At 29.3% G+C, this 23,200-nt stretch carries 20 protein-coding genes; all 20 read right to left on the reverse strand.

The window, feature by feature from the left end; all coding sequences use genetic code 11:
- Positions 1 to 10: 10 nt before the first annotated feature.
- Positions 11 to 1,126, reverse strand: coding sequence for a GDP-mannose 4,6-dehydratase (gene gmd / locus B3C18_RS04065; RefSeq protein WP_291142774.1), 1,116 nt, complete (start codon positions 1,124 to 1,126; stop codon positions 11 to 13).
- Positions 1,127 to 1,166: 40 nt separating this feature from the next.
- Positions 1,167 to 2,057: an NAD-dependent epimerase/dehydratase family protein gene (locus B3C18_RS04070; RefSeq protein ID WP_291142777.1), complete on the reverse strand. Its 891-nt coding sequence runs from the start codon at positions 2,055 to 2,057 to the stop codon at positions 1,167 to 1,169.
- Positions 2,058 to 2,876: a glycosyltransferase family 2 protein gene (locus B3C18_RS04075; protein WP_291142780.1), complete on the reverse strand. Its 819-nt coding sequence runs from the start codon at positions 2,874 to 2,876 to the stop codon at positions 2,058 to 2,060.
- A 12-nt stretch (positions 2,877 to 2,888) separates the two neighbouring features.
- Positions 2,889 to 3,476 (reverse strand): DapH/DapD/GlmU-related protein, encoded by a 588-nt coding sequence (locus B3C18_RS04080; RefSeq protein WP_291142782.1) that lies wholly within the window; start codon positions 3,474 to 3,476, stop codon positions 2,889 to 2,891.
- 5 nt (positions 3,477 to 3,481) lie between these two features.
- The gene (locus B3C18_RS04085) at positions 3,482 to 4,591 is read right to left on the reverse strand and encodes a glycosyltransferase (protein WP_291142785.1); all 1,110 of its coding nucleotides are present in this window, start codon (positions 4,589 to 4,591) and stop codon (positions 3,482 to 3,484) included.
- Between the two features lie 23 nt (positions 4,592 to 4,614).
- Positions 4,615 to 5,430, reverse strand: a complete 816-nt coding sequence (locus tag B3C18_RS04090; protein WP_291142788.1) for a glycosyltransferase — start codon at positions 5,428 to 5,430, stop codon at positions 4,615 to 4,617.
- Between the two features lie 154 nt (positions 5,431 to 5,584).
- Positions 5,585 to 6,649, reverse strand: coding sequence for an acyltransferase family protein (locus B3C18_RS04095; protein ID WP_291142792.1), 1,065 nt, complete (start codon positions 6,647 to 6,649; stop codon positions 5,585 to 5,587).
- A gap of 162 nt (positions 6,650 to 6,811) precedes the next feature.
- Positions 6,812 to 7,513 carry a glycosyltransferase family 2 protein gene (locus tag B3C18_RS04100; protein ID WP_291142795.1) on the reverse strand — a complete coding sequence of 234 codons (702 nt, stop codon included), beginning with the start codon at positions 7,511 to 7,513 and terminating at the stop codon, positions 6,812 to 6,814.
- 1 nt (position 7,514) lies between these two features.
- Positions 7,515 to 8,780 carry an O-antigen polymerase gene (locus B3C18_RS04105; protein WP_291142797.1) on the reverse strand — a complete coding sequence of 422 codons (1,266 nt, stop codon included), beginning with the start codon at positions 8,778 to 8,780 and terminating at the stop codon, positions 7,515 to 7,517.
- Between the two features lie 57 nt (positions 8,781 to 8,837).
- Entirely contained in the window at positions 8,838 to 10,085 is a 1,248-nt protein-coding gene (locus tag B3C18_RS04110) for a glycosyltransferase family 4 protein (RefSeq protein ID WP_291142800.1), read from the reverse strand.
- A 44-nt stretch (positions 10,086 to 10,129) separates the two neighbouring features.
- Complete coding sequence (locus B3C18_RS04115; protein WP_291142804.1) at positions 10,130 to 11,185, reverse strand: polysaccharide pyruvyl transferase family protein; 1,056 nt, start codon at positions 11,183 to 11,185, stop codon at positions 10,130 to 10,132.
- A complete protein-coding gene (locus B3C18_RS04120; RefSeq protein WP_291142807.1) occupies positions 11,182 to 12,561 on the reverse strand; it encodes a lipopolysaccharide biosynthesis protein in 1,380 nt (459 codons plus the stop codon). The genes B3C18_RS04115 and B3C18_RS04120 overlap by 4 nt, the downstream gene beginning before the upstream one ends.
- A 458-nt stretch (positions 12,562 to 13,019) precedes the next feature.
- Positions 13,020 to 14,087 carry a Wzz/FepE/Etk N-terminal domain-containing protein gene (locus B3C18_RS04125; RefSeq protein ID WP_291142809.1) on the reverse strand — a complete coding sequence of 356 codons (1,068 nt, stop codon included), beginning with the start codon at positions 14,085 to 14,087 and terminating at the stop codon, positions 13,020 to 13,022.
- A 9-nt stretch (positions 14,088 to 14,096) separates the two neighbouring features.
- Positions 14,097 to 16,499, reverse strand: a complete 2,403-nt coding sequence (locus tag B3C18_RS04130; RefSeq protein ID WP_291142838.1) for an SLBB domain-containing protein — start codon at positions 16,497 to 16,499, stop codon at positions 14,097 to 14,099.
- A gap of 48 nt (positions 16,500 to 16,547) precedes the next feature.
- Positions 16,548 to 17,594: a dTDP-glucose 4,6-dehydratase gene (gene rfbB / locus B3C18_RS04135; protein ID WP_291142841.1), complete on the reverse strand. Its 1,047-nt coding sequence runs from the start codon at positions 17,592 to 17,594 to the stop codon at positions 16,548 to 16,550.
- A 6-nt stretch (positions 17,595 to 17,600) separates the two neighbouring features.
- Positions 17,601 to 18,608 carry a mannose-1-phosphate guanylyltransferase gene (locus B3C18_RS04140; RefSeq protein WP_291142844.1) on the reverse strand — a complete coding sequence of 336 codons (1,008 nt, stop codon included), beginning with the start codon at positions 18,606 to 18,608 and terminating at the stop codon, positions 17,601 to 17,603.
- Positions 18,609 to 18,635: 27 nt separating this feature from the next.
- Positions 18,636 to 19,919, reverse strand: coding sequence for a nucleotide sugar dehydrogenase (locus B3C18_RS04145; RefSeq protein WP_291142847.1), 1,284 nt, complete (start codon positions 19,917 to 19,919; stop codon positions 18,636 to 18,638).
- Between the two features lie 327 nt (positions 19,920 to 20,246).
- Positions 20,247 to 20,711 (reverse strand): UpxY family transcription antiterminator, encoded by a 465-nt coding sequence (locus B3C18_RS04150; RefSeq protein WP_291142850.1) that lies wholly within the window; start codon positions 20,709 to 20,711, stop codon positions 20,247 to 20,249.
- A gap of 85 nt (positions 20,712 to 20,796) precedes the next feature.
- Positions 20,797 to 22,188, reverse strand: a complete 1,392-nt coding sequence (locus tag B3C18_RS04155; protein WP_291142853.1) for a UDP-glucose 6-dehydrogenase — start codon at positions 22,186 to 22,188, stop codon at positions 20,797 to 20,799.
- A 22-nt stretch (positions 22,189 to 22,210) separates the two neighbouring features.
- Complete coding sequence (locus B3C18_RS04160; RefSeq protein ID WP_291142856.1) at positions 22,211 to 23,194, reverse strand: SDR family oxidoreductase; 984 nt, start codon at positions 23,192 to 23,194, stop codon at positions 22,211 to 22,213.
- Between the last annotated feature and the right edge of the window lie 6 nt (positions 23,195 to 23,200).

Genomic DNA, 23,200 nt, shown 5'->3' on the forward strand with positions numbered 1-23,200 from the left:
TTTGTTTAAATTAATATTTAACCGATTTTATTTCTTTTAACATTTTTCCTTTTTGAACATAGTCAAGATCGGATGTCATCATTTCTTTCACTAATCCTGCCAGATCATATTTAGGAACCCATCCTAATTTGGTTTTAGATTTCGTAGGATCTCCAATAAGTAAGTCAACCTCGGTAGGTCGGAAATATTGTGGGTCGACAGAAATAACCTGTTTACCTAACTCAATTTGATAAGCAGGATTACTGCAAGCAGAAACATATCCTTTTTCATTTATTCCTTCTCCTCTAAATTCGATACTTATCCCTACTTCTGCAAATGACATTTTAACAAAATCCCGTACATAGGTAGTTTCTCCCATAGCAATTACATAATCTTCAGCTGTGTCTTGCTGTAAAATACGCCACATAGCTTCTACATAATCCTTAGCATGACCCCAATCACGTTGTGCATCTAAATTTCCTAAGTATAAGCAATCTTGTTCGCCCAAAGCAATAGCAGCTGTAGCCATGGTAATTTTACGCGTCACGAAAGTTTCACCTCGACGTGGCGATTCGTGATTAAACAAAATTCCGTTACAAGCAAACATATCATAAGCTTCACGATAATTTTTTGTAATCCAGAAGCCATAAATTTTGGCTACTCCATAAGGAGAACGAGGATAAAAAGGTGATTGTTCATCATACAATCCTTTTGCATTTTTATTCTCGGCTAAACCTCCATACAATTCTGATGTTGACGCCTGATAAATACGGGTTTTCTTTTCCATACCCAAAATACGCACTGCTTCTAAAATTCTTAATGTACCAATACCATCAACATTTGCAACATATTCTGGTGAATCAAAAGAAACCTTTACATGACTCATTGCTCCTAAATTATAAATCTCATCAGGCTGTACTTCCTGAATAATTCTAATAATATTTGTAGAATCTGTTAAATCTCCATAATGCAGTTTAAAATTCACATGTGTTTCATGTTGATCTTGGTAAATATGATCAATACGCTGCGTATTAAAAGATGAAGCTCTTCTTTTAACACCGTGAACCATATAACCTTTCTCTAATAATAATTCTGCCAAGTATGAACCATCTTGTCCTGTGATTCCTGTTATAAGAGCTATTTTCATAATATAAATTTAATATCTTAATCGAATTTGTTTAATAATCTTATTCAAAAGATTTAAGTGTCTTTACTAATCCTTCTTTGATTGAAACTGGCAAATCTTTTTTCAGTGCTTCTTTTATTTTTGAATTACTAACTACATAACTTTCAGTTAGTTTTTGTAATCTTTCTGAATTTAATGGTAAAAACAGATAATCTCCTATTTTAGCAGTTTTTTTTATTCCCCAAGGAGAGATTTTCAAAATCCTGCTTTTTTTTCCTAAACTAGTCCCTATCATTTGAATCAGTTCATTTGTTGATAATGAATTATCATCAGCTACTTGATAAACTCCAACAGGTATATATTTATTTTTTAAAAGTTCATCTATTATGAAACACAAATTTTCAATACTTAAGAAAGAACGTTGGTTATCAAAAGATCCCAATGGCCACGGATAACCTTTTGAAACCAAAGAATAAAGGAGATTTAGATTCCCTTTATTTCCCGGACCATGAATCATACAGGGTCTTAAAATATAAACTCGCTTTTCAGCAGGCAATTCTTTACTTAATATATATTCTTCTGCTTGTCTTTTAGAAATACCATAATGTGTAGCTGGATTGGCTACAATGTTTTCAGTGAGAATATCATCTGTTTTATCTGCTACAGCTTTTACCGAGCTTAAAAAAATAAAAACACTTGCATTAGAATTAAGGAAAGAATCAAATAATTGCTTTGTCAATTCAAAATTAGCTTCATAATAATCACTAGGTTTTGATACCTTTTTTAAATCATGAGCTTTTCCCGCTAAGTGGATAATTGCATCAGTATCAATTTTTATATCTTGGTTTGGAGTATACCTAAGAGATATTGGGTGAATTAAATAAGATTCTTTAAAATATGATTGCAGATTAATTCCTAAGAAACCTGATGCACCAGTAATTGTAATTTTCATTTACTTGAATTGAGACAATGCCTTATTGTTAATTTTTTTTCTTTCTGAATCAAAGAACCAACCCCATTTATTAAAATATGTGATTGCAGAATTGATAAATATTTTAAAAAGTCTTTTACTCTTATTTGCGCCAGATTCATATTCATGCACTACAGAAACTTTAGGAAAATAAATGGTTTTATAATGTTTATGAATTCTTCTCGATAAATCCCAATCTTCAAAATACATAAAGAAATTATCATCGTACATTCCTACTTCATTTATTGCTTTCAAACTAAGTAATGTAAAACATCCTGACAAAATAGGAGTATTATAAATCAGATCTTTAGGAACCTCTCTTAATTCATATTTGTTTATAAAAGTATTATAGGCTTTATTTGGTTTTTTTATTTTTCTCCATAATATACTAAAAGGCGATGGTAAAAGCTTAGGCAAGTTTTGAATACTTCCATCTTCATTCAAAATTTGCGGCATCACCATTCCAATAGTCTGATCAGTTTTGATATATTCAATCATGGATCCAATTACATCATCAGTAAAATAAATATCCGGGTTAACAATAAAATGATATTCAGAATGATGATCTATTGCTTTTTTTATTGCTATATTATGTGAAGCTCCAAAACCAGGATTAGAAGGATTATGAAAATATTCAATTCGTGAATCTTCAACTAATTTACTTAATTCATCTGTTGGAGAATTATCAATTAGATACATTTTTATATCTAATTCTGTATTTAGACAAGAATTAATTGCCTTTTGCAAAACGTTCTTATCATTTCTATATAAAACAATACAGCATGTTATTTTTGCACTCATTTAATTTTTCGTTTATACTTTGTCCCACTTTTTAGTGTCAAAATTATATTTTTTCACGACTCTTGCTGGTGTCCCAACAGCAATTACATATGGAGGTAAACTCTTAGATACTACTGAATTTGCTCCAACAATACTTCCCTTACCTATTGTTACACCAGATAAAACAGAAACAAATTCACCAAGCCAAACATTATCTTCTATAATAATAGGTTTTGCATATAATTTTCTTTCGCTTGGCGGAGTATCAGGAGAATCAATTAATCCTTCATCACTATAATTTCCATGATTTAAATCAGATATAAAAACTTTACTTGCAATCAATACATTATTGCCCAGCTTTACCCCTTTCATTCCAGAAATATGAACGTAATCATTAATTTGTACATTGTCTCCAATGAAAACAACTTTTTCGTTATTCTCTGGGTAAGCCTCTATTCGACAGCCAACTCCCGAAGTAAATTTTTTCCCTATCCCTATGAATTTTTTATTTCTTATATCAAATGGCAATCTTATTAACCTTGCTTGTTTAAAGAAAAGTTTTGTATAGATTAAAGAAATTCCAAGTTTTAAAGAGCCCAAAAAACCGTATCTTTCTAACATATAAATTATTTTAATAAGGTTTGAAACAATTCAATCCAGTTTTGAACAAAAGGGTCTTCGTACTCAATTGACAAAGTCTTATCAAAATTGAAACTATCATTTATAAAGCCGGACATCAGTTCTGCTAATTTAGCAGCATCGTCTGCTTTAAAGAAATTAACATAATCATAGTTTCCAACTGTTTCTCTCGCATATGGTAAATCAGCAACAAATATTGGTTTTTTAAATTGTTTAAATTCACTTATTGGTAATCCCCAGGTTTCTAATTTAGATGGAAAAATTAAACAATCAGATTTAGCATAATATCGATATACTTCTTCTCTTTTAATTAATCCAATAAAATTGATATTTTTAATGTTTTTATAATTATCAACGACTGATTTAGCATACTTATTTTCGGAACCATCAACTGTAATTACAACTGTAAAATCTTCATTTTTTTGAGAAAGAATTTTAGATGCCTCACAGATAACATCAATATTTTTAAATGGTCTTGGGAAAGTCGGAAAGAAAAATGTTTTTTTGTCATTTTCCATTTTATATTCTGAATGTAAAAATTCAGATGGAATTTTAGGAATTTCAGGAAATGAGACAATAATTTTTTCTTTTTTCAAATCAAACATTTCAACAAACTTGTTCTTCAACCATAACTGCTGTACAATTACATATTTATTTTTTTTAATATTTATTTCATATAAATATTTATAAAAAAGTCTAAAGAAAAATTGTATTGGCTGAATGTAAATGTCTTTAAAATTTACTGTATTAAAAGGTGATGGATTATGACAATATACCGCCTGAGGAACATTTTTTAAAGTCGGGCTAATATCGTGAAGAGAAAACCAAAAAGCTATATTATTTTGCTTTGCAAATTTTTTAAAGTAAAAATATTCATAATACAGACGATAAAAATAAGATTTTCTGGATTTTGGAAATTCTACAAAACTAATTTTTTTATATTGATTTTCTGTAAACAAATCTTTTTTGTGTACAAGAGCAACAAATTCATATTCGGCAAATTCATCGCTTTTTTCTAGAGCAAAAAGACAATCTTTTAATACTGAAAGTGGCCCTCCCTCAAAAAGATTTACTGCAGATATTACAACCTTTTTCATAATTTAAACTTTAATGTAATATCTTAATTGGAGAAAAATCTAAGCGTTTTATGCTTTAAGCATAACTTACAAGCAACAACTAAATTGTTAAATAAAACTATTTGTCTTTTAAAAAATTGATCTGAATAAATTATAGCGTTAGATCTTTTTATTTCTCTAAAAATCCTCAACTTATTACTTATATCACTTGAATCATTAAAACTTAAGCTATGTACAAATTTAACATCTAGTACTACCAAATTTTTTCTAAATTTTGAATATTGGCTCATAAAGTAATTATCCGTACCATAAAAACGTAATCTTTCATCATATCTAAATCCTTCATTAAAAAATCTATTAGAAATTACCATTCCGCTATTTATTGCTGTAATGTTAGATGAACCTATTGTCCCAGCTTTTAAATTTTTTATAAGGCCAGTCTTAATTAAAAAATCTTTTGCTGGGCTAACTAAGACCAAATTAGAATATATCTGTGGCAAAAATAAATCTTGATAAGGATTAAGTTTTATTTGTTCCTCTAAGATCTCAAAAAAACTCATTGGAATATCCGAATCATCATCACATAACATCAGATATGAATCTTCCTCAAGGGAATCAATAACAGTATTATATATTTTAGATAGAGCTACATTTTCAGGAGTATGTTTATAAATTAAATTTTTAAAATGATTGTTTAAAAGAATAAATGATTCCTGATTAATAACTTCTTTGCTATTGTCCCAAATAAAAATTGTCGAATAATCTTTAAAATCTTTGAAGTTTAAAAGACTCTGCAAAGTAGCTGACTCATTTATATCTTTATTATATAAACATATTACGATTGTTAAATTACTGATCATTCTTAAAAAATTATTTTGAGTTCAAAATTTCAAGTTAGCTTACTTTTGTTAAGTAACTAACAATTGTCATTTAATATACAACATCACAGCTTAAAATGGATATTCATGGCAAACTATAACATCAATTTGTTCTAATTGCTTAAATTTTAAAATATTAATTTTTATTGTTTAAAAATTTACTTTCAACCAGTTCATAAAAAATCTTACTTAAAAATACAGTAAGTGGGGTGATTACGAACCACATTATTAACAATTGAATTTCGTATTTTATATTAAAATATTTAAGTAATAAAAGGTTAACCAAAGCTAAAATTGGCCCATGAATCAAATAAAGACTATATGATATTTTACCTAGCTCAGCAGAAATCTTGCTGGAAAAAAAAATAATAAAAATATTTTTATCAGGAAGAAATGCTATTTGATTCAATAAAAAAGCTATTGAAAGTCCTAAAATAATTTCAGAATAAAATTCAGGTATTAGTTTTAATTTGATTATTACTAGTGCTATTGCAAAAAGAATTATTAAAAATAAAAAAAAATATTTGTTGAATTTCAATCTATGTTCGTTATTAAAAGTATAGAAAGCCGATAGTAAACCTAAAAAAAATAGCACTATATATTGAGGTCTTGTAAAAGGCAAATAGATATTTACACCGTAAGAAAAAATAAACGTTATACTTAATGAAATCAGCCAATTCGCTTTTTTCCAGATAAAAAGCATTATCGGAAAAAGAAAATATATTTGCCATTCTAAAGCGACGCTCCAATGGGCACCATTTATTTTGGAAATCCAGTATGTTTTTAAATTATGTATTAATAGAAAATGTGCAGCTATATTTTCGAAATTAATTGGAATTTTTGAATCCCAGTTTGTATTACTATTAACTTGTAAAACAGGAAATGTAATAATAACAATAATGCTTAAAATTAAAGCTACATAATACGGTGGGATAATTCGTCTGAACCTTCTTTTAAAATATCTTTGCATCCCCCCCTTAAAGTTCATGTCATTGTTTACTACTGGAATTGCTAAACAAAACCCTGAAAGGATAATAAAAACACCTACTGATAAATATCCAAGTTTTATTATTGAAAGTAAATTATTAAGAAACTCGTTTTTTGAAACAGTATTATTAAAATAAGTAAATAAGTAAGAATGATATATTACTACTATTAATGCGCTATAACCTCTTATTCCATCTAAAAATTTAATTTTCATATTCTTCTTTTTTAAACTTTTACTTAAAGCTGAAAAGCTAATTTTATCCTTATAAAACACTTCCTCTCTAATTAAAAATCAGTTGGCTTAACACTTTAATAATAGAGTTATATGTGTATTTCAATAATTTTCGAAGGATTGACTTTATCAACTACATACAACTCAAATATTTTTGAAACGATGAATTAACCCTCTCTTCTTAAAATAAACCCATGAAAAAAATTTATACTTTACACCAAAGTTATTATTCACGACCTTAAAAATTTCTTTACTATATTTTTTATCATGAGAAATTCCGCCCATATCATGAAATGCAACAACAGGCTCACTAAATACAACAATTTTTCCTTTTTTTTGATAGATCTGTTGATTTAGATTAAAATCAGAAAAGACTTTGTAATCTAAATCATATTTTAAATCTTTTGATTTTTTGTAAAAACACCCTTGATGAGGAAGTGTATTTTTCAGTTTTAACATAAATCCGTTTGAAGGAATTAATTTTTTACCACTGGATAACTCAACTGGAAAACAATTTATATCATTACTAATATTATCGGATAGCTCTTTTATAGGTAAATTTAACAAACGATCACCACAATTTATAAAATAAACGAATGTCCCATTACTATGAGAAATACCTTTATTCATAGCATCATATATACCCTTATCTTTTTCAGTAATAAAAGTCGAGATCCTATCTAAATACTTATTAATCACTTCAACAGTACCATCTGTCGAGCCTCCGTCAATTATTATATACTCAAAACTATCCCTTTCATATGAAAGGACACTTTTTATAGTATCTTCAATCAGTTCAACATTGTTATATACAACAGTTATAACAGATATTAATTTTGATTTCATCTTATGATTCTATGATTATTTTATTTTTATTAAAGCTTTCTTTGACTATTAATGAAAGAACAAAGATTGGTCCCAAATAAAAGACAAAATCAAACATGGTTCCTATTGCTTGATTAAATTCTTTTAAAAAGGCTGGTATTAAGAAAAAACCATAAACTGCTAAGGCATATTTAAAAATACTTGTTATTTTAATCTCTATAATTTTTTTTCTAAAATAAGCTGCCAAGACCCCAATTATAAAGCTATAAATAATACCTCCAACGTATCCAAAAAAAATGTGCCCCCTCACAAAAAAAACTGTATTAGGACCTAAAACAACATCATCAAATAGTGAAGAAGTACTCCAATATGTTTTAACCATCTGATAGCCCATAGGTTCATAATAATCTGTCAGCCTAAGCATTCCAAAAATACTATTGAACTCATATAAGAAATAATCGATAAAATTAAAATTGGCAAAAGAATCTCTGACTATTTGAGTTTTATAGTAAATCATTACATCACCAAATTCCATTAATCTAAATCCTATGGCAAAAAGAGGATTACCACCTTCCTCCTCGATTTCAGCTTCTTTGATTACGATTGAAAGAAATAAAACTGCTGTAACAATCAAAAAATATTTCATTTTTGACTTGATAAGTCTTTTAATATAGATAACAGAATCAGACCATATATTATTTTGCTGATAGAGATACCAGAAAACAGCTACAATACCAAGTGCTCCCGACTTAGATCCCTGTAATATTGACAATAAAAAATAAGTGATAAACATTACAAAAAATAAAAATCTTTTTTTTGAAACAATCAATAACAGACATATACAAATTAGCAAAAAGTTACTTAGAAAAAACACTCTTCTCATCCATCCTGTTCCTTCAACAAATCTAGATATTTTTGCTTCTGTTGGATTATCAGAAAATAAAGGTACACCTGAGAGTTTTAAAAAATAGAGACTTAATACTACATAAAGAATAAAAAAAAGTATCGTAAATATTTCAAGTAATTGTAAATCTACAAGCTTTTCAATCTTAATATCACTTCTTACAGGTAATTTAATTAATCTAAAACCGATTGTAAATGCTAAAATTGAAAAGAAAACATAGAAAAAAAAATATGAATCTGTTGATAGACTCAGGCTTGAAGCCATCATTAGAACGGTAAATAGAAAAGGGTCAAATATTGAAAGCAAATATTTCTTAAATAAAAAAAATAAAAGAAATGAAAAAAAAATGTAATAAAGACCAAAACGTAAAACTAATTCTTCCATTGTCCTTTTTTAACCTGATAAAAAAATAAATATTTATTAAAATCCAGACTAATAGTCTTATTTCTTATTTAATCTCACTTTATTATATAATTCAATGTAACGATTGGCTATAAAAGAACTATCAAATTCTTTAACAATCTTTTCTCTTGCATTAAAACATAAATCTCTATAATTATCAGAATTCAAAACCCATTCAATTCCTGTCGCTAAGTCTTTCTCTTGGAAAGGTTTTGCTAAATATCCTGTTTTTTTATGCTCAACAATATCCAAGAGTCCTGTATGACCAAAAGCAACAACTGGTGTACCACATGCCATAGCTTCACTAGCTGTTTGTGGTAAGGTTTCTTGTAAACTTGGTACAACCATAAGATCAACAGCACTGTAAAGAGATATTAAACTTACATCATCATGCAAATGACCTAAGTAATGTGTTTTTAACTTAAAAGGCTGTTTTTCTTTTGGCTCGCTACTGCCAAAAATAACGAACTCAATATTTTCATCATTTAATAAATCTAAAGAACCCACCAATTCTTTAAATCCTTTATTTATATCACTTGTTGCACTCATTGCCCCAAAAAGTACCAATTTCTTATCTGTTGGTAAATTCCATAAATTTCTGGCATGCTCAGTATCTAAAGGTTTAAAAATATTTGTGTCAATTGGATTAGGTATATTGACAACTTCGTGATTTTTAAGAAGAGTGCTTTCTTTTACACAGTTCGTCATCCATTTACTTAAACCCACCACTAACATATTGGGTAACTTAATGTAAGTTCTTTTTTTTCGATTGAAAACTTTTCTGCTTAAATCTGTATCCCGTTTACTATCTAAGCGAGGACAACCACCGCATTTTTCCTTAAACTTTTCACATTCCCACATAATATGACATCCTCCTGTAAAAGCCCAATTATCATGTAATGTCCAAATTATAGGTGCTTTAATTCTAGCTAAGTCTTCAATCCTTATCATTGCATTAGAAATCCAATGTAAATGCACTATATCTGGATTCATACTATTAATTTGAGATACTATATTATTAAAGCCTATCCAAGAAGGACTAAAAAGTGTTTTAGTTCTATTTCGATATAATTTAACTAGAAAATTATCTACAATATTTCTAATTTTTTCCCAGATATTTTGAAAAGTAGATTTAGTATACGATTCTACGGTAAAATCATCACTAAACTTATTTTGAACCAACATAATACTTTCTACCCCCTTTTCCAATAATGATTGATGTAATCTATACGAAGCTCTTGCAGCTCCTCCCATATTATCATATGCATTTACAATTAAAACCTTCATTTCTTAGATTATATAAAATACTTTTAACAGAAAGATTTTCTATGCTATTTATAATTATTTAAAGAAGATATCCATTTATCAATATTCTGTACTGGTAACTTTATATCGGTAACATAATCATTATCTATAAAATTTATCATGTCAAGAACATTTTCTCTTTTAATTACATTTAAATTAACATCTTTACTTATTTCTATGGCTCTATTATCAACAGCCAAAATCAAGGTTCTAATATTTTTTTGTAATGCTCTTACTCCTGCGTGCAATCTAGTTCCTATGTAATCAATATTCCCTTTTTCAAGTAGTGCATTATATGCCTCAATTGAAGGAGAGATAAGTTCAATGTTGTGAAAATTTTCATTAATTTCATTGTAATAATGAAAATCGTTCATACCTTGAATCCATAAATAAACCTTACTGTAATTTTCTGACAATATGCGTAACATGGTTTTATCAAGCTCACTATTTTTATGATAAAAAGTTAATGTAGTTACAACCTCATTAGCCTTAGAGGTTGGTATTTGCTTACATTTTTCAGAACTTAAACCCCATAATGTAGGACAACTAGTATTTACCACATTATTAATACCTATACTTTTTAATTTATTTGCTGTATATTCATCCCTAACAGAGTGAAGCACATCCTTAGATAATATGGTTTTATAAATGTCAGCTGTATACTTATTAATTTCACCTTGATATTGCCACCAGCCGCAACCCATAAGCACGACCTTATTTTTTAAAAGTCGTTTATGTCCGAAATGAATTTTCCATTGAAAAATTCTTTCTAAATTTGAAGATAATAAATTTGTTCCTGAGACAAACAACAAATGACGTTCGTTCATTGAACTCATAGCATCATGTGAGGTATAGAGTTGTGTTGGAAAATCTGTAAATAAATCGTCAGGGTATATATTTCTTAGTTTACTATAAACACTATCATAAATTATCAAATCTCCAAGATTTGCAGTTCCAATTGAAGGATTAAGAATTCCATAATCTTTATATAGATTTGTCTGTACGTTACCATTTTGTATCTTAAATTTAGATACAATAAAGCCTCTAAAATAGGCTTTTAAAAAAATTAGTTTTTTCATCATTTATTCCAAATACCTTTTGCTGTATTATTAATTATTTTAAAATATTGTAAGGGCCTAAGTATAACAGCATATATTAAGGAGCAACAGGTTGCCAAAACAACACCTGATGGACCCAATCCTAAATATTTACCAAAAAATATACTTAAGGGTATGTTTATAATCATTGTTATAATAGACGTATATAACTGTAACTTTATTTTTCCAACTCCGTTTATAAAATTCACATAAATCATATTGAACGTCATCATTAAAACAAAAAGTGCCATACTCAAAGATAAGTTCAATGGAATATCTATATTTTTTCCTATCCAAAAATTATAAAACCATTTGGATATAAAAATCATAATTAAAAGTAAAATTGGAACCAAAATCCAAATTCTTTGAACCGTTGATACCGTTTTTCTAATCCAAATAAAATCTTTATTTACATAAGCTTCTGTAAAACTAGACCAAAATGGTGTAAGCAAAATTGTGTACCCCATTGTAACAATAGAAAAATATTTGAATGCTAAATTGTACTTTACTACATCTTCTGGACCAAATAATTTAATAATAATGAAATTATCACTTGAAAACAAAACTAAGGAAGCGACTTGAAGTATGAAAAACTTAAATCCTAAACTTGAAATACCGTTTAAATATTCTTTTTTCCATAATCTAAATTGTGGCCTAAACATAACATATGTAGTATTGAAACTAATAAAATTAAAAACTAAAAGAATAAATACAGGAATGGCTGAAATTAAGCTCCCAAATAATAACAAAGAGCTTTTATTAGTTTTAGTAAGAAACCAAATAACAATTAGAGATAACAATTGAGAAAAAAACTGAATTTTACCATCAATAGAATGATGCTGATCAGCTTGGTAAATAGTTACAATCAATTTCGAGACCAATTGTAATCCAAAAAAAGCAAATATTATTGGCAATAAAAGAGATAGGTCTCCACTTAAATTTTGTCTTGTATTAAAAACTGCCGTCCAATCAATAAATTGATTTAAAATAAAAAAAATGAATACTATAAAAAGACTAATAGCTCCAATAGTAAAATAGGCTGAACTTACATATGCTTTGGCTAACTCAAAATTGTTACTTGCTTTAGCTTCTGTAAATTTATTACGCAACCCATTTCCCAATCCAATATCAAAAAATGAAAACCAAGAAATAAAGGAACTTAATGTTAGCCAAACACCATAATTATCAGTATCCAAATAATTAATAGTTATAGGTATTAAAACAAAACTAACCGCAATAGTTCCAATCTTATAAAAAAATGACCAACCGATGTGTTTAAGAATATTTTTACTTCTTTTATTTTCAATGTCAATTTTACTTTTAATTTTATTAATTAAATTATTATTTTTTAATTTACTCAAAATAATTTCACTTTTTATATTAATTCTTTTAATAAAATACTCTTTTTATTCTTACTAGCATTTCTTTCGATAATTCATAAAATATATTTTCATCATAACCCATTTTGCATTTAAGAACTTCAATACTTTAATTTACTTTTATTGATAATTCCGGTTCTACAAAATTATCCTTCTACTAATATGTAACTGATATAAGAATTATTACATGCTACAACATTCAAAGTTTTGATTTTTTTCTTTAAATATCAATTTTAAAAATTCTAAAATTTAACTAATAATCATTGCTGAAATTTTAAAAAAACTTTAGCCCTTTTTGGTACATTAATTAATTGTCTAACGGAAAAATAAATCGATATAATGCAAAACAATTCCCCTTATTTCTCTATTAATACTGTTTCTTATTTAAAAAAAAATGTGCTTCGTCAATTATACTTCTAACTTTCAAACAATTTCAAAAGTTATAACTCTTTAATTAATTTTCTTAATACTAGCCATAACACAGTTAAAAAGCCTGCTAGAAATCCCCCCAGCACTAGTCCTTTAGCTTTGCCAAATCGTTGTTTAGGTAATGGTAAAATAGGTCTATCAATTACTTGTATCAAAGGAGTTTCTCTTCTCAATGTAACTTTGGCTAATTCTACCTGCTTTATCAACTCTGTCAATATTGCGGTATTTGCTTGAACATCAACTTGTCGACGAGCTGATGGGGTTTTACGTACATTTAAAGCGGGATTTAAATTAAAAGTGTTATCCGTTGCAACTGCAACTCCTGTAATAGCTGCATTTAATTCTCCACGAATTGAATCAGTTTGTCGCTCCAAAATATCCATATTCATCCTTGCCTTTTTACTTTTGGTAGCGACATAAAAATCGGAAACTTTGTTAGCTAAACCTTCACAGAAGTATTTTGCAAAAAGTTCATCTGTATCAGAAACGTCAATATTTATGATCGAAATTTTTTTGTCCTTTTGCTCAACTTTTAATACTGACTTAGATAACTTCTCATACATAACTCCCATAATACTATCTTGGTCTCTTGTAAATGTCTTACGATTAGCGTTAGGCAAAAATTGAATCGACGCGAATCTTGGTTTTTCTTCCCACTTTTCACGCCACTTATTATTTTGTATATACATCTCCGCAAGTGAAATTACTTTACCATTAACATTTACAGGCAACAATAAAGTCTTTTCAACCATAGAACGTGATTTAAAGAGTTCTGTTAGGTTTGAACTTGAAAACATTCCCCCACCGCTACCTCCAACATCTAAACCTAAGCTACTTGCCAAACCTAAAGCTCCACCAATACTATTACTATTCCCATTATCATCTTCCAATGCAAATGACAAAGTAGCTGTATAAGTTGGCTTTTTGATTAATGAATAAGTTAACCCAATAGCTGCACCAATACCGGCAATTACTATTATAGTTTTCCATTTTGTAAGTAAAAAAGCATACCATACTTTTAGATTTTCAATCAAATCTTTCAAAGAAATTTCATCATTTCCTTTAATATTATTATCCATAAAGAACCTCTATTTAAATGCTGTAACAATTAGTAATGCTAAACTGGTAATTACACTCCCAATACTAACCCATTCTCCTGTAGTCATTCTTTTAGTTTCTGGTTTTTCCGGAACTACAATTTGGGAATCTGGCTCAACTGTAGGATATGACCTAAAGAACAGAAATGATTTAGTTACATCTGCTTTACCATTAGGATATATTATATAAGCTTTTCTCTTCCATCCCTTATTGTTCACACCTCCAACTGCATTTATGTAATATTTAAATCCTTTTCCACTTCTATATGGAATTTCCGATGTTAATAAAACATTCCCCGTAACCTTTACCCCTTCGTTATAAACGGCTACTTCAATTTCGTCGCCTGGAAATAAGGTAACATTAGAATAATGATTTTTATTCTTTTCAATTTTTTCCCAGTTAATTGGAATAGTAGAGAATTTTATATCCGCTAATTTTTCTTTTAAAGAATCATTCTTAGATAAATTTAAATCTATACTTTCTAATTTTTCAATTTCTTCTTGTTTAATGGGTCTTTTTATTTTCATTCCCTCAATATTAGAAATAGAAGTCAATCCTCCAGCTCTCATAACTATATCATATACTCTTTCTTTTTTATTAGCCAATACATATTTCCCAGGATATGCTACTGCGCCAGAAATAGTAACCATTTGTGGTTTTTCATAAACAGCAATTCGTCGAATATTAACAACATCAAAAGGTTTTAAAATGAAATTTTTAGCTTGTTCATTATTATCTGATAAAATTTCAAGTTGCAGCAGTTCAATACGTTTTGGATCACTATCATTAATAACATCAGACTTAACCATTCTTGCAACTTCTACTCGTTTCGATGCAGATCCTGTTAATCCGCCTACTTGAACTATTAAATCATTTAAAGTTAGATTCTCTACATATTCATAAACGCCAGGTCTTTTAATCTCACCATCAATAGTAACCTTATATTCTTCTCTAAAATCCAAAATAGAGTAAACTGTAACTATATCTTCTCTTTTTAATTCAATATCTGAATTAACATCTCCGGTTAATGCCGCACTTAAATCAACATTTACAATCTCGGTAGTTAAGTCTGATTTTAGACGGATTACTCTTGCCCTCTTACTGTAAGCGTCTTCTTTAAGCCCTTCAGCTCTCGTAACAAGATCAGAAATTCTCATTCCTTCAGTAAAAGAATAATAATCTGGTCTGAATACAGCTCCTTCAATTTTAATACGATTTTCAAATCTGTTTAAAATTTTTGTAATTCTAAAGACATCTCCTGACTCTGGTTTATATGTATTAAAATCACTTTCATTTATGTCATGAACCTTAAACTCCTTTGTTGTTTTTTGAACTACATTTACAGAAGCGGTATATGCAAATTCGTTGAAACCTGAAGCAAAATTTAATAAATCAGAAAACGTTTCTCCTTTTTTCATTTCAAAAATCCCTGGACGCTTAACTTGTCCCTCAACTGTTACTCTCTGACTGTAAGCCGGAATTCTAATAACATCATTTTCTTTTAAATTTATATTATCAGACTGGTCTCCTTTAACCAAAAATCGATAAATATCTATGTTCTTATAAACTTTATTATTTCTAATTAATTCAATATTTCTATAACTTCCATTTTTACCAGGACCTCCTGCTAAATGTAGTGCATTATATACCGTAGCTAAAGATGATATAGAATAATTTCCTGGTTGTTTTCCTCCAACTATTGTTATTTTAATTGTACGTATTCGGCTTAAACTTACACTAACTTGTGATTGTCCAGACTGAACTGTACTATAAACCCTTCCTATAGCTGATTTAATTTTTTGACTTGCTGCTTCCATTAACATCCCTGAAACAGCTATTTGCCCCACATTTTGAATTGTGATTTTTCCTTCAACACTTACTGGAACAGTTGCACTATACTCTTGAATTCCATAAACACTTACTTGCAATTCATCACCTGGCCCTAGAATATAGTTCATTGGGGTTGCCAATTTCAAATCAGGTTCAAAATTTAAGTTCGGATTATCAAAAAGGTCTGAGCCGAAAATTAAAGAATTTGCAGAATCTTTAACTTTAATGTTTGTTATTTTCTCCTGGCTTCTTCCGAATTCAATTTTATTATTTTCTTTAGTAGTACTATTATTACTAGTAGAATTCCCTAATGCATTTAGCCTAACTCTCAATTTATTAAACTCTTCTGAACTCATTCCTTTCGAAACTGCCATTGACTCGGCCTGATCTATGGTCATACCATTACTTTTTAGTTGTTCACTAATTTTAATGAGATCATTTTGAGATAAAGCATCCACTTTAATAGTACTTAAATCTTTAGATCTAAGTATGTCTTGTGCATTTACATAAGCAGGCGCTAATAAAATTAGAGATAGAGTAAGAACGTATAATATCTTTTTCATATAATTATAATTTAACCAATTTGTTTGGATACCTAGAATGTAGCTGATTTAAGAGTATTGCTTTTTGTAATAATCTTTATATGAACCTGAAGTCACGTTTTGTAACCATTCTTCGTTTTTCAAATACCAACTAATAGTTTTTTCCAAACCTTCTTCAAAAGTCACAGAAGGCTTCCAGCCAAGTTCTCTATTAATTTTTGAAGCATCAATTGCATATCGCAAATCATGCCCTGGTCTATCTTTTACATATGTAATTAATTGTTGAGAAGAATCTTCAGCTCTACCCAATTTTTGATCCATAATTTGACATAACAATCTAACCAAATCAATATTTTTCCATTCATTAAATCCTCCAATATTATAGGTTTCATGATTTTTTCCATTATGAAAAACCAAATCAATTGCAATTGCATGATCTTCTACAAATAACCAGTCACGCGTGTAATTTCCATCACCATAAACTGGTAAAGGCTTATTATTAATAATATTATTTATAAAAAGTGGAATTAACTTTTCAGGAAAATGATAAGATCCATAGTTATTAGAACAATTTGTTAATACATATGGTAATCCGTATGTTTCTCCATATGCTCTAACAAAGTGGTCAGAACTAGCTTTTGAGGCAGAATAAGGAGAATTTGGATCATACGCAGTAGTTTCAGTAAAAAGACCTTCTGCTCCTAGAGATCCGTACACTTCATCAGTACTTATATGATAAAATCTCTTACCATCAAAATTATCTTTCCATTGTTTTTTTGCCGCATTTAAAAGGTTCATTGTTCCAATTACATTTGTTTTTACAAAAGCTAAAGGATCTTCAATAGAACGGTCAACATGCGATTCTGCGGCTAAATGTAAAATACCATCAAAATTATGTTTTGAAAAAAGATCATTAATAAAACTTTCATCAACGATATCTCCTTTTACAAAAATATAATTTGATTTATCCTGAATATCTTTTATGTTTTCAAGATTTCCCGCATAAGTCAAAGCATCCAAATTAAAGATTTGATAATTCGGGTATTTATTCACGAAACGTCTTACTACATGAGAACCTATAAAACCAGCTCCGCCAGTTATAAGAATTTTTTTCATTTTGAATTAATTTAAGAGATCTGAATTTTGTTTTTCTAATTCACTATATATATCCTTTACATCCTGAGAACTTTCTTTATGTAAAATTAAATTTGCAGTATCAGTATGTACAAATATAGTATTTTGTAATCCTAAAAAAGTGGTATGCTTGTCACATCCGATGACCATATTACCATTTTTATCTACTGGATGCCCTTTTGAGACTAAATATTCATAAACAGACTCAAATGATCCAAGATCTGACCATGAAAACGCCGCTGGTACGACTTTAATTTTTTTACTACGCTCCATTACAGCATAATCAATACTAATTGATGGAATCTCTAATGACAAATCTAAATCAAGGAAACCTTCTTTATGAGCTTCCCACACTGCTTTAGACTTTTCATAAACATCTGGCTGAAACTGTTTCAATTCATCTAAGAGCACCCCTGCTTTAAAACAGAACATTCCACTATTCCATAAAAAATTACCTCTAGCTATAAATTCTTTTGCAGTAGTCTCATTTGGTTTTTCTCTAAATGACAGTACTTTATCTCCTTTTGATTCAATATAACCATAGCCAGTTTCTGGCTTAGTTGGAATAATTCCAAACGTTACAATAAAACCGTCTTGAGCTTTCAAAATTGCTTCTTGAATAGCATTATTGTAATCATCCATCTTGTCTATAATATGATCTGATGGGGTTATAATTAAGATATCTTCCGGATTTGAGGCAAACGCTGCAAAAGCAATTGCTGCCGCTGTGTTTCTTGGAGTGGCTTCGACAATATTTACATAAGTCGTTTTAGTTTTATCCATCACTTTTCCGCTCAAATGATGATTATCTACATTTCCAACTACCATTACTTTATCTGCCAAGTGACTATTACGATCAACTGTCATCTCAAATAAAGATTTGTTTTCAAAAATTTCCAAATATTGCTTTGGCTGGCTTTTACGAGAGAGAGGCCATAATCTGCTTCCTACTCCACCTGTTAAAATTACATGTATAATTGAATTGTTTTTTTCCATTTTTTAAAATTAAATAAGATTTAAAGTCTACAGCCTATTATCTGCTAGTGACCCTAAAACTCCTTTTACATCATATAATAAACTGCTATCTTTTTGCAATTCAGAAAAATTCAATTTTAAAAATTCATTATGTGCTACTCCTAAAACTATAGCATCAAATTTTTCTGCTGGCAAAGAATTTTTAGTATCTAATTTGTATTCTTCTTTGACTTCTTCGATACTAGCTAAAGGGTCAAATATGGTAACTACTATTCCGTATTCTTTTAATGCTTTTATAACATCTACTATTTTGGTATTTCTGACATCTGGACAGTTTTCTTTAAAAGTGATTCCTAACATTAAAAGGTGTGCACCATTAACAGAAACACCTTTTTTTATCATTAGTTTTACAACTTGTGAAGCAACATATTCACCCATGCTGTCATTTAAACGTCGTCCTGCCAAAATTATTTCAGGATGATACCCAAATTCCTGCGCTCTCTGAGCTAAATAATAAGGATCTACTCCAATGCAATGGCCTCCTACAAGACCTGGTTTAAATGGCAAAAAATTCCATTTAGTTCCTGCTGCTTTTAAAACTTCTTGAGTATCGATATTCATTAAATTGAATATTTTTGCTAGTTCATTAACAAAAGCTATATTGATATCTCTTTGAGAATTCTCAATTACTTTTGCCGCTTCAGCTACTTTGATTGACGGCGCTAAATGCGTTCCTGCAATAATAACTGATTTATATAACGAATCTACTTTTAGCCCAATTTCTGGAGTTGAACCGGAAGTTACTTTTAAAATTTTCTCTACTGTATGTTCTTTATCGCCAGGATTTATTCTTTCTGGAGAATAACCTACAAAGAAGTCCTCATTAAATTTAAGTCCAGAAATTTTTTCTAAAACCGGAACACACTGTTCTTCTGTAACGCCTGGATAAACTGTTGATTCGTAAATTACAATATCATCTTTTTTTAATACTTTACCAACTGACTCACTTGATTTATATAAAGGTGTAAGATCTGGACGATTATTTTTATCTACCGGTGTTGGTACCGTAATTATAAAGTAATTGCATCGTTCAATATCATCAAGAGAACTTGTGCAATATAGACCTGTTTCACTATCGGTATTATTAACTAGTACCTTTTGTAAAGTAACAGAATCTATCTCCAACGTAGTATCAACACCAGAATTCAGGCTTTCAATTCTTGATTTATTTATATCAAAACCTACAACAGCATATTTCGTCGCAAATAATCTGGCTAAAGGTAAGCCAACATAACCTAACCCTATAACAGCTATCTTTATGTTTTTTTCCAATTTCACTTCTTATTTATAAGTTTTCAGTCATTAAAATTCACGGCTTCGCCCTTCTGAGTCACAAAAAATGAGACCAGACTACGCAAAATTATTTTCGGCAAATATAATATAAAAGTCAATTTATATGCTATAGTTTTTTGTAATACTTTGGTAAAACAAAGAATTACAGACGTTTTAAACACTAATACCCTAACAATCAATATGTAATAAAATATTTACAAAAAATAAAAACAGAGAATAAAACCCATAAACTGAAATTTTATTCTCTGTATAACTTAGAAAGATAATAAAAAGAGGCTATCTAAAACTAAATAAACCGACTTAATTTTACTTATATTTAATTTTTAATACACATCCCAATGATTCAAGAACTAAAATATAATGTGTATTTGAAACTTCCTGAACAATCGCACTTTGATTATTAAAAACTCCAGACTCTAATTTTATTTTATCCCCCGCATGAAATGGCAAAACAGAAGCATCGGCAATATTTGGTGCTTTTAAGCTGTTTTTTATTATATTAATTTCTTCATCACGAACCACTGCCGGCTTTCCTAGCCAAAACAAATATCTCACAACACCTGCTATTTCAAAAACAGAATTCCTTTCACTATCTGGCAATTGCACAAAAACATAAGAATTAAAAAGCGGCATTTCCACTTTCTTTTTTCTATCTGACCATTGTTTTATTTTTGTTATTAAAGGACAATAACATTCAATTCCCATCTGAATAAGTCTTTCAGCTACTTTTTTCTCCCATTTCGGTTTTGTATAAATCACATACCAATTCATAATTTCTATTTTTATTGAAAATAAAACTTAAACCAACCACTTTCTTCTCTCTTCATATTAAATCTTATCACAATAGAATATTCCATTAAGAACCTATTCCTTTATAAACAAAACCAATTGATTCTAACTTTTTAGCATCTAGTATATTTCTCCCATCAAAAACAAATGCAGGTTTGTGCATTGATTCATATATTTTTTGCCATTCATAAGTTGTAAATTCATCCCATTCAGTTAATACGGCAATAGCATGTGAATCTTTACAGGCATCATAAGCATTATTAAATATGGTTAACGATTTAATATTTTCTTCAACGCTTCTAGTTTCTAAATAATCTAAATCGCTTAACATTTTATTTCTTGACACTTTTGGATCATATACAGAAATCTTCGCTTGCTCGTTTATTAAATCATCTGCTACATAAATTGCCGCAGATTCGCGTGTATCATTTGTATCTTTTTTGAAAGCCCAACCTAAAAAAGTAATTTTTTTATCGGCAACAGTATTATATAAAGTCTGAACAATTTTATTTGAAAATCTTCTTTTTTGATGATCATTCATAATTATAACCTGTTCCCAGTAATCTGCCACTTCATTTAAACCATAAGTCTTAGCAATATAAACCAGATTTAAGATATCTTTTTGAAAACAAGATCCTCCGAAACCAACAGAAGCTTTCAAAAATTTAGGTCCAATTCTGCTATCCATTCCAATTGCTCTAGCAACTTCATTTACATCTGCTCCTGTTTTTTCACACAATTCAGACATTGCATTGATAGATGAAATACGTTGTGCTAAAAATGCATTAGCTGTTAATTTAGACAATTCTGATGACCAAACATTTGTCGTTAGAATCTTATCTCTACTAACCCAATTTGCATAAACATTTACTAAAGCATTAATTGCAGTCTCTCCTTCGGGAGTTGTGTCTCCACCAATTAAAATTCTGTCAGGGTTTAATAGATCTGTAACAGCAGTTCCTTCGGCTAAAAATTCAGGATTTGATAAAATTTGAAATTGTACACCATTACCTGTGTTATCCAATATGCTTTTTATAGCTTCGGCTGTTCGAACTGGTAAAGTTGATTTTTCTACTACAATTTTATTCTGCTTGGCAACTTTTGCAATTTGTCTGGCACATAACTCAATATATTTTAAATCAGCTGCCATACCTTTTCCTTTACCATAAGTTTTAGTTGGGGTATTAACCGAAATAAAGATTATTTGTGCTTCGTCAATTGCTTTTTCTACTTCTGTTGAAAAAAACAAATTTCTTCCTCTTGCTTCTGCCACAATTTCTGCAAGTCCTGGCTCATAAATAGGAATATTATCAGTATTTGGATCATTCCAATCCTTAATTCTTTGTTCATTCAAATCTACAACTGTAACTTGAATATGTGGGCATTTTTGTGCAATTACGGCCATTGTAGGACCTCCAACATAACCAGCTCCAATGCAGCAAATTTTTGTAATTTCCATTTACTATAATTATTATCTTTATTTATTTCAAATTATTCCAATACCAGCTTACCGCTTCTTTTAATCCTTCCTGAAGAGAATATTTCGGATTATACCCTAAAAGACTTTTTGCCTTATCGATACTTGCTAATGAATGCGGAATATCTCCGGCTCTATTTATACCATATACAATCTCTACATCAGCAATTTTTGGATCAAACTCTGACAAATACGCTTTTAGATATTGTACCAAATCATTTAATGTGTTTCGATCTCCAAAAGCAGTATTATAAATTGTATTATAAGCTGATTGATTTTGAGTCGTTATTGCCAGTTCATTCATTTGGATCACGTTGTCAATATATGTAAAGTCACGTGAATAATTACCATCTCCATTAATAATTGGACTTTCATGATTCATTAATTGTTTAACAAATTTTGGAATTACTGCCGCATAAGCTCCATCTGGATCTTGTTTTCTTCCAAAAACATTAAAATAACGTAATCCGATTGTTTCTAAACCATAAGTTCTGCTAAAAATTTCAGCATATAACTCGTTTACATATTTAGTTATCGCGTAAGGAGATAATGGTTTCCCAATTACATCTTCAACTTTTGGCAATCCTTCAGAATCTCCATAAGTAGACGAGCTAGCTGCATATACAAAACGTTTTACTTTTGCATCTCTAGAAGCAACCAACATGTTTAAAAAACCTGAAACATTTACTTCATTAGTTGTTATCGGATCATTTATAGATCTTGGAACAGATCCTAATGCAGCCTGATGCAGAACATAATCAACACCTGCAACTGCCAAAATACAATCTTCAATATTTCTTATATCGCCTTCAATTAATTTATAGTTTGGGTTCCCTGTAATATCTTTCAAATTATGACGATGGCCGGTAGAAAAATTATCTAAACAAATTACCTTATGACCTAATCCCAAAAAATATTCTGACAGATTCGAGCCTATAAAGCCCGCTCCACCAGTAATCAGTATTGTATTTTGATTTGAAATTTTCATTTGTTC

This window comes from Flavobacterium sp. UBA7680 (assembly GCF_002482975.1).
Classification (GTDB): domain Bacteria; phylum Bacteroidota; class Bacteroidia; order Flavobacteriales; family Flavobacteriaceae; genus Flavobacterium.

Excerpts from the sequence above, each read along its gene's own strand:
- gmd (WP_291142774.1), bottom strand. The coding sequence starts at position 1,126 with ATGAAAATAGCTCTTATAACAGGAATCACAGGACAAGATGGTTCATAC.
- B3C18_RS04070 (WP_291142777.1), bottom strand. The coding sequence starts at position 2,057 with ATGAAAATTACAATTACTGGTGCATCAGGTTTCTTAGGAATTAATCTG.
- B3C18_RS04075 (WP_291142780.1), bottom strand. The coding sequence starts at position 2,876 with ATGAGTGCAAAAATAACATGCTGTATTGTTTTATATAGAAATGATAAG.
- B3C18_RS04080 (WP_291142782.1), bottom strand. The coding sequence starts at position 3,476 with ATGTTAGAAAGATACGGTTTTTTGGGCTCTTTAAAACTTGGAATTTCT.
- B3C18_RS04085 (WP_291142785.1), bottom strand. The coding sequence starts at position 4,591 with ATGAAAAAGGTTGTAATATCTGCAGTAAATCTTTTTGAGGGAGGGCCA.
- B3C18_RS04090 (WP_291142788.1), bottom strand. The coding sequence starts at position 5,430 with ATGATCAGTAATTTAACAATCGTAATATGTTTATATAATAAAGATATA.
- B3C18_RS04095 (WP_291142792.1), bottom strand. The coding sequence starts at position 6,649 with ATGAAAATTAAATTTTTAGATGGAATAAGAGGTTATAGCGCATTAATA.
- B3C18_RS04100 (WP_291142795.1), bottom strand. The coding sequence starts at position 7,513 with ATGAAATCAAAATTAATATCTGTTATAACTGTTGTATATAACAATGTT.
- B3C18_RS04105 (WP_291142797.1), bottom strand. The coding sequence starts at position 8,780 with ATGGAAGAATTAGTTTTACGTTTTGGTCTTTATTACATTTTTTTTTCA.
- B3C18_RS04110 (WP_291142800.1), bottom strand. The coding sequence starts at position 10,085 with ATGAAGGTTTTAATTGTAAATGCATATGATAATATGGGAGGAGCTGCA.
- B3C18_RS04115 (WP_291142804.1), bottom strand. The coding sequence starts at position 11,185 with ATGATGAAAAAACTAATTTTTTTAAAAGCCTATTTTAGAGGCTTTATT.
- B3C18_RS04125 (WP_291142809.1), bottom strand. The coding sequence starts at position 14,087 with ATGGATAATAATATTAAAGGAAATGATGAAATTTCTTTGAAAGATTTG.
- B3C18_RS04130 (WP_291142838.1), bottom strand. The coding sequence starts at position 16,499 with ATGAAAAAGATATTATACGTTCTTACTCTATCTCTAATTTTATTAGCG.
- rfbB (WP_291142841.1), bottom strand. The coding sequence starts at position 17,594 with ATGAAAAAAATTCTTATAACTGGCGGAGCTGGTTTTATAGGTTCTCAT.
- B3C18_RS04140 (WP_291142844.1), bottom strand. The coding sequence starts at position 18,608 with ATGGAAAAAAACAATTCAATTATACATGTAATTTTAACAGGTGGAGTA.
- B3C18_RS04150 (WP_291142850.1), bottom strand. The coding sequence starts at position 20,711 with ATGAATTGGTATGTGATTTATACAAAACCGAAATGGGAGAAAAAAGTA.
- B3C18_RS04155 (WP_291142853.1), bottom strand. The coding sequence starts at position 22,188 with ATGGAAATTACAAAAATTTGCTGCATTGGAGCTGGTTATGTTGGAGGT.
- B3C18_RS04160 (WP_291142856.1), bottom strand. The coding sequence starts at position 23,194 with ATGAAAATTTCAAATCAAAATACAATACTGATTACTGGTGGAGCGGGC.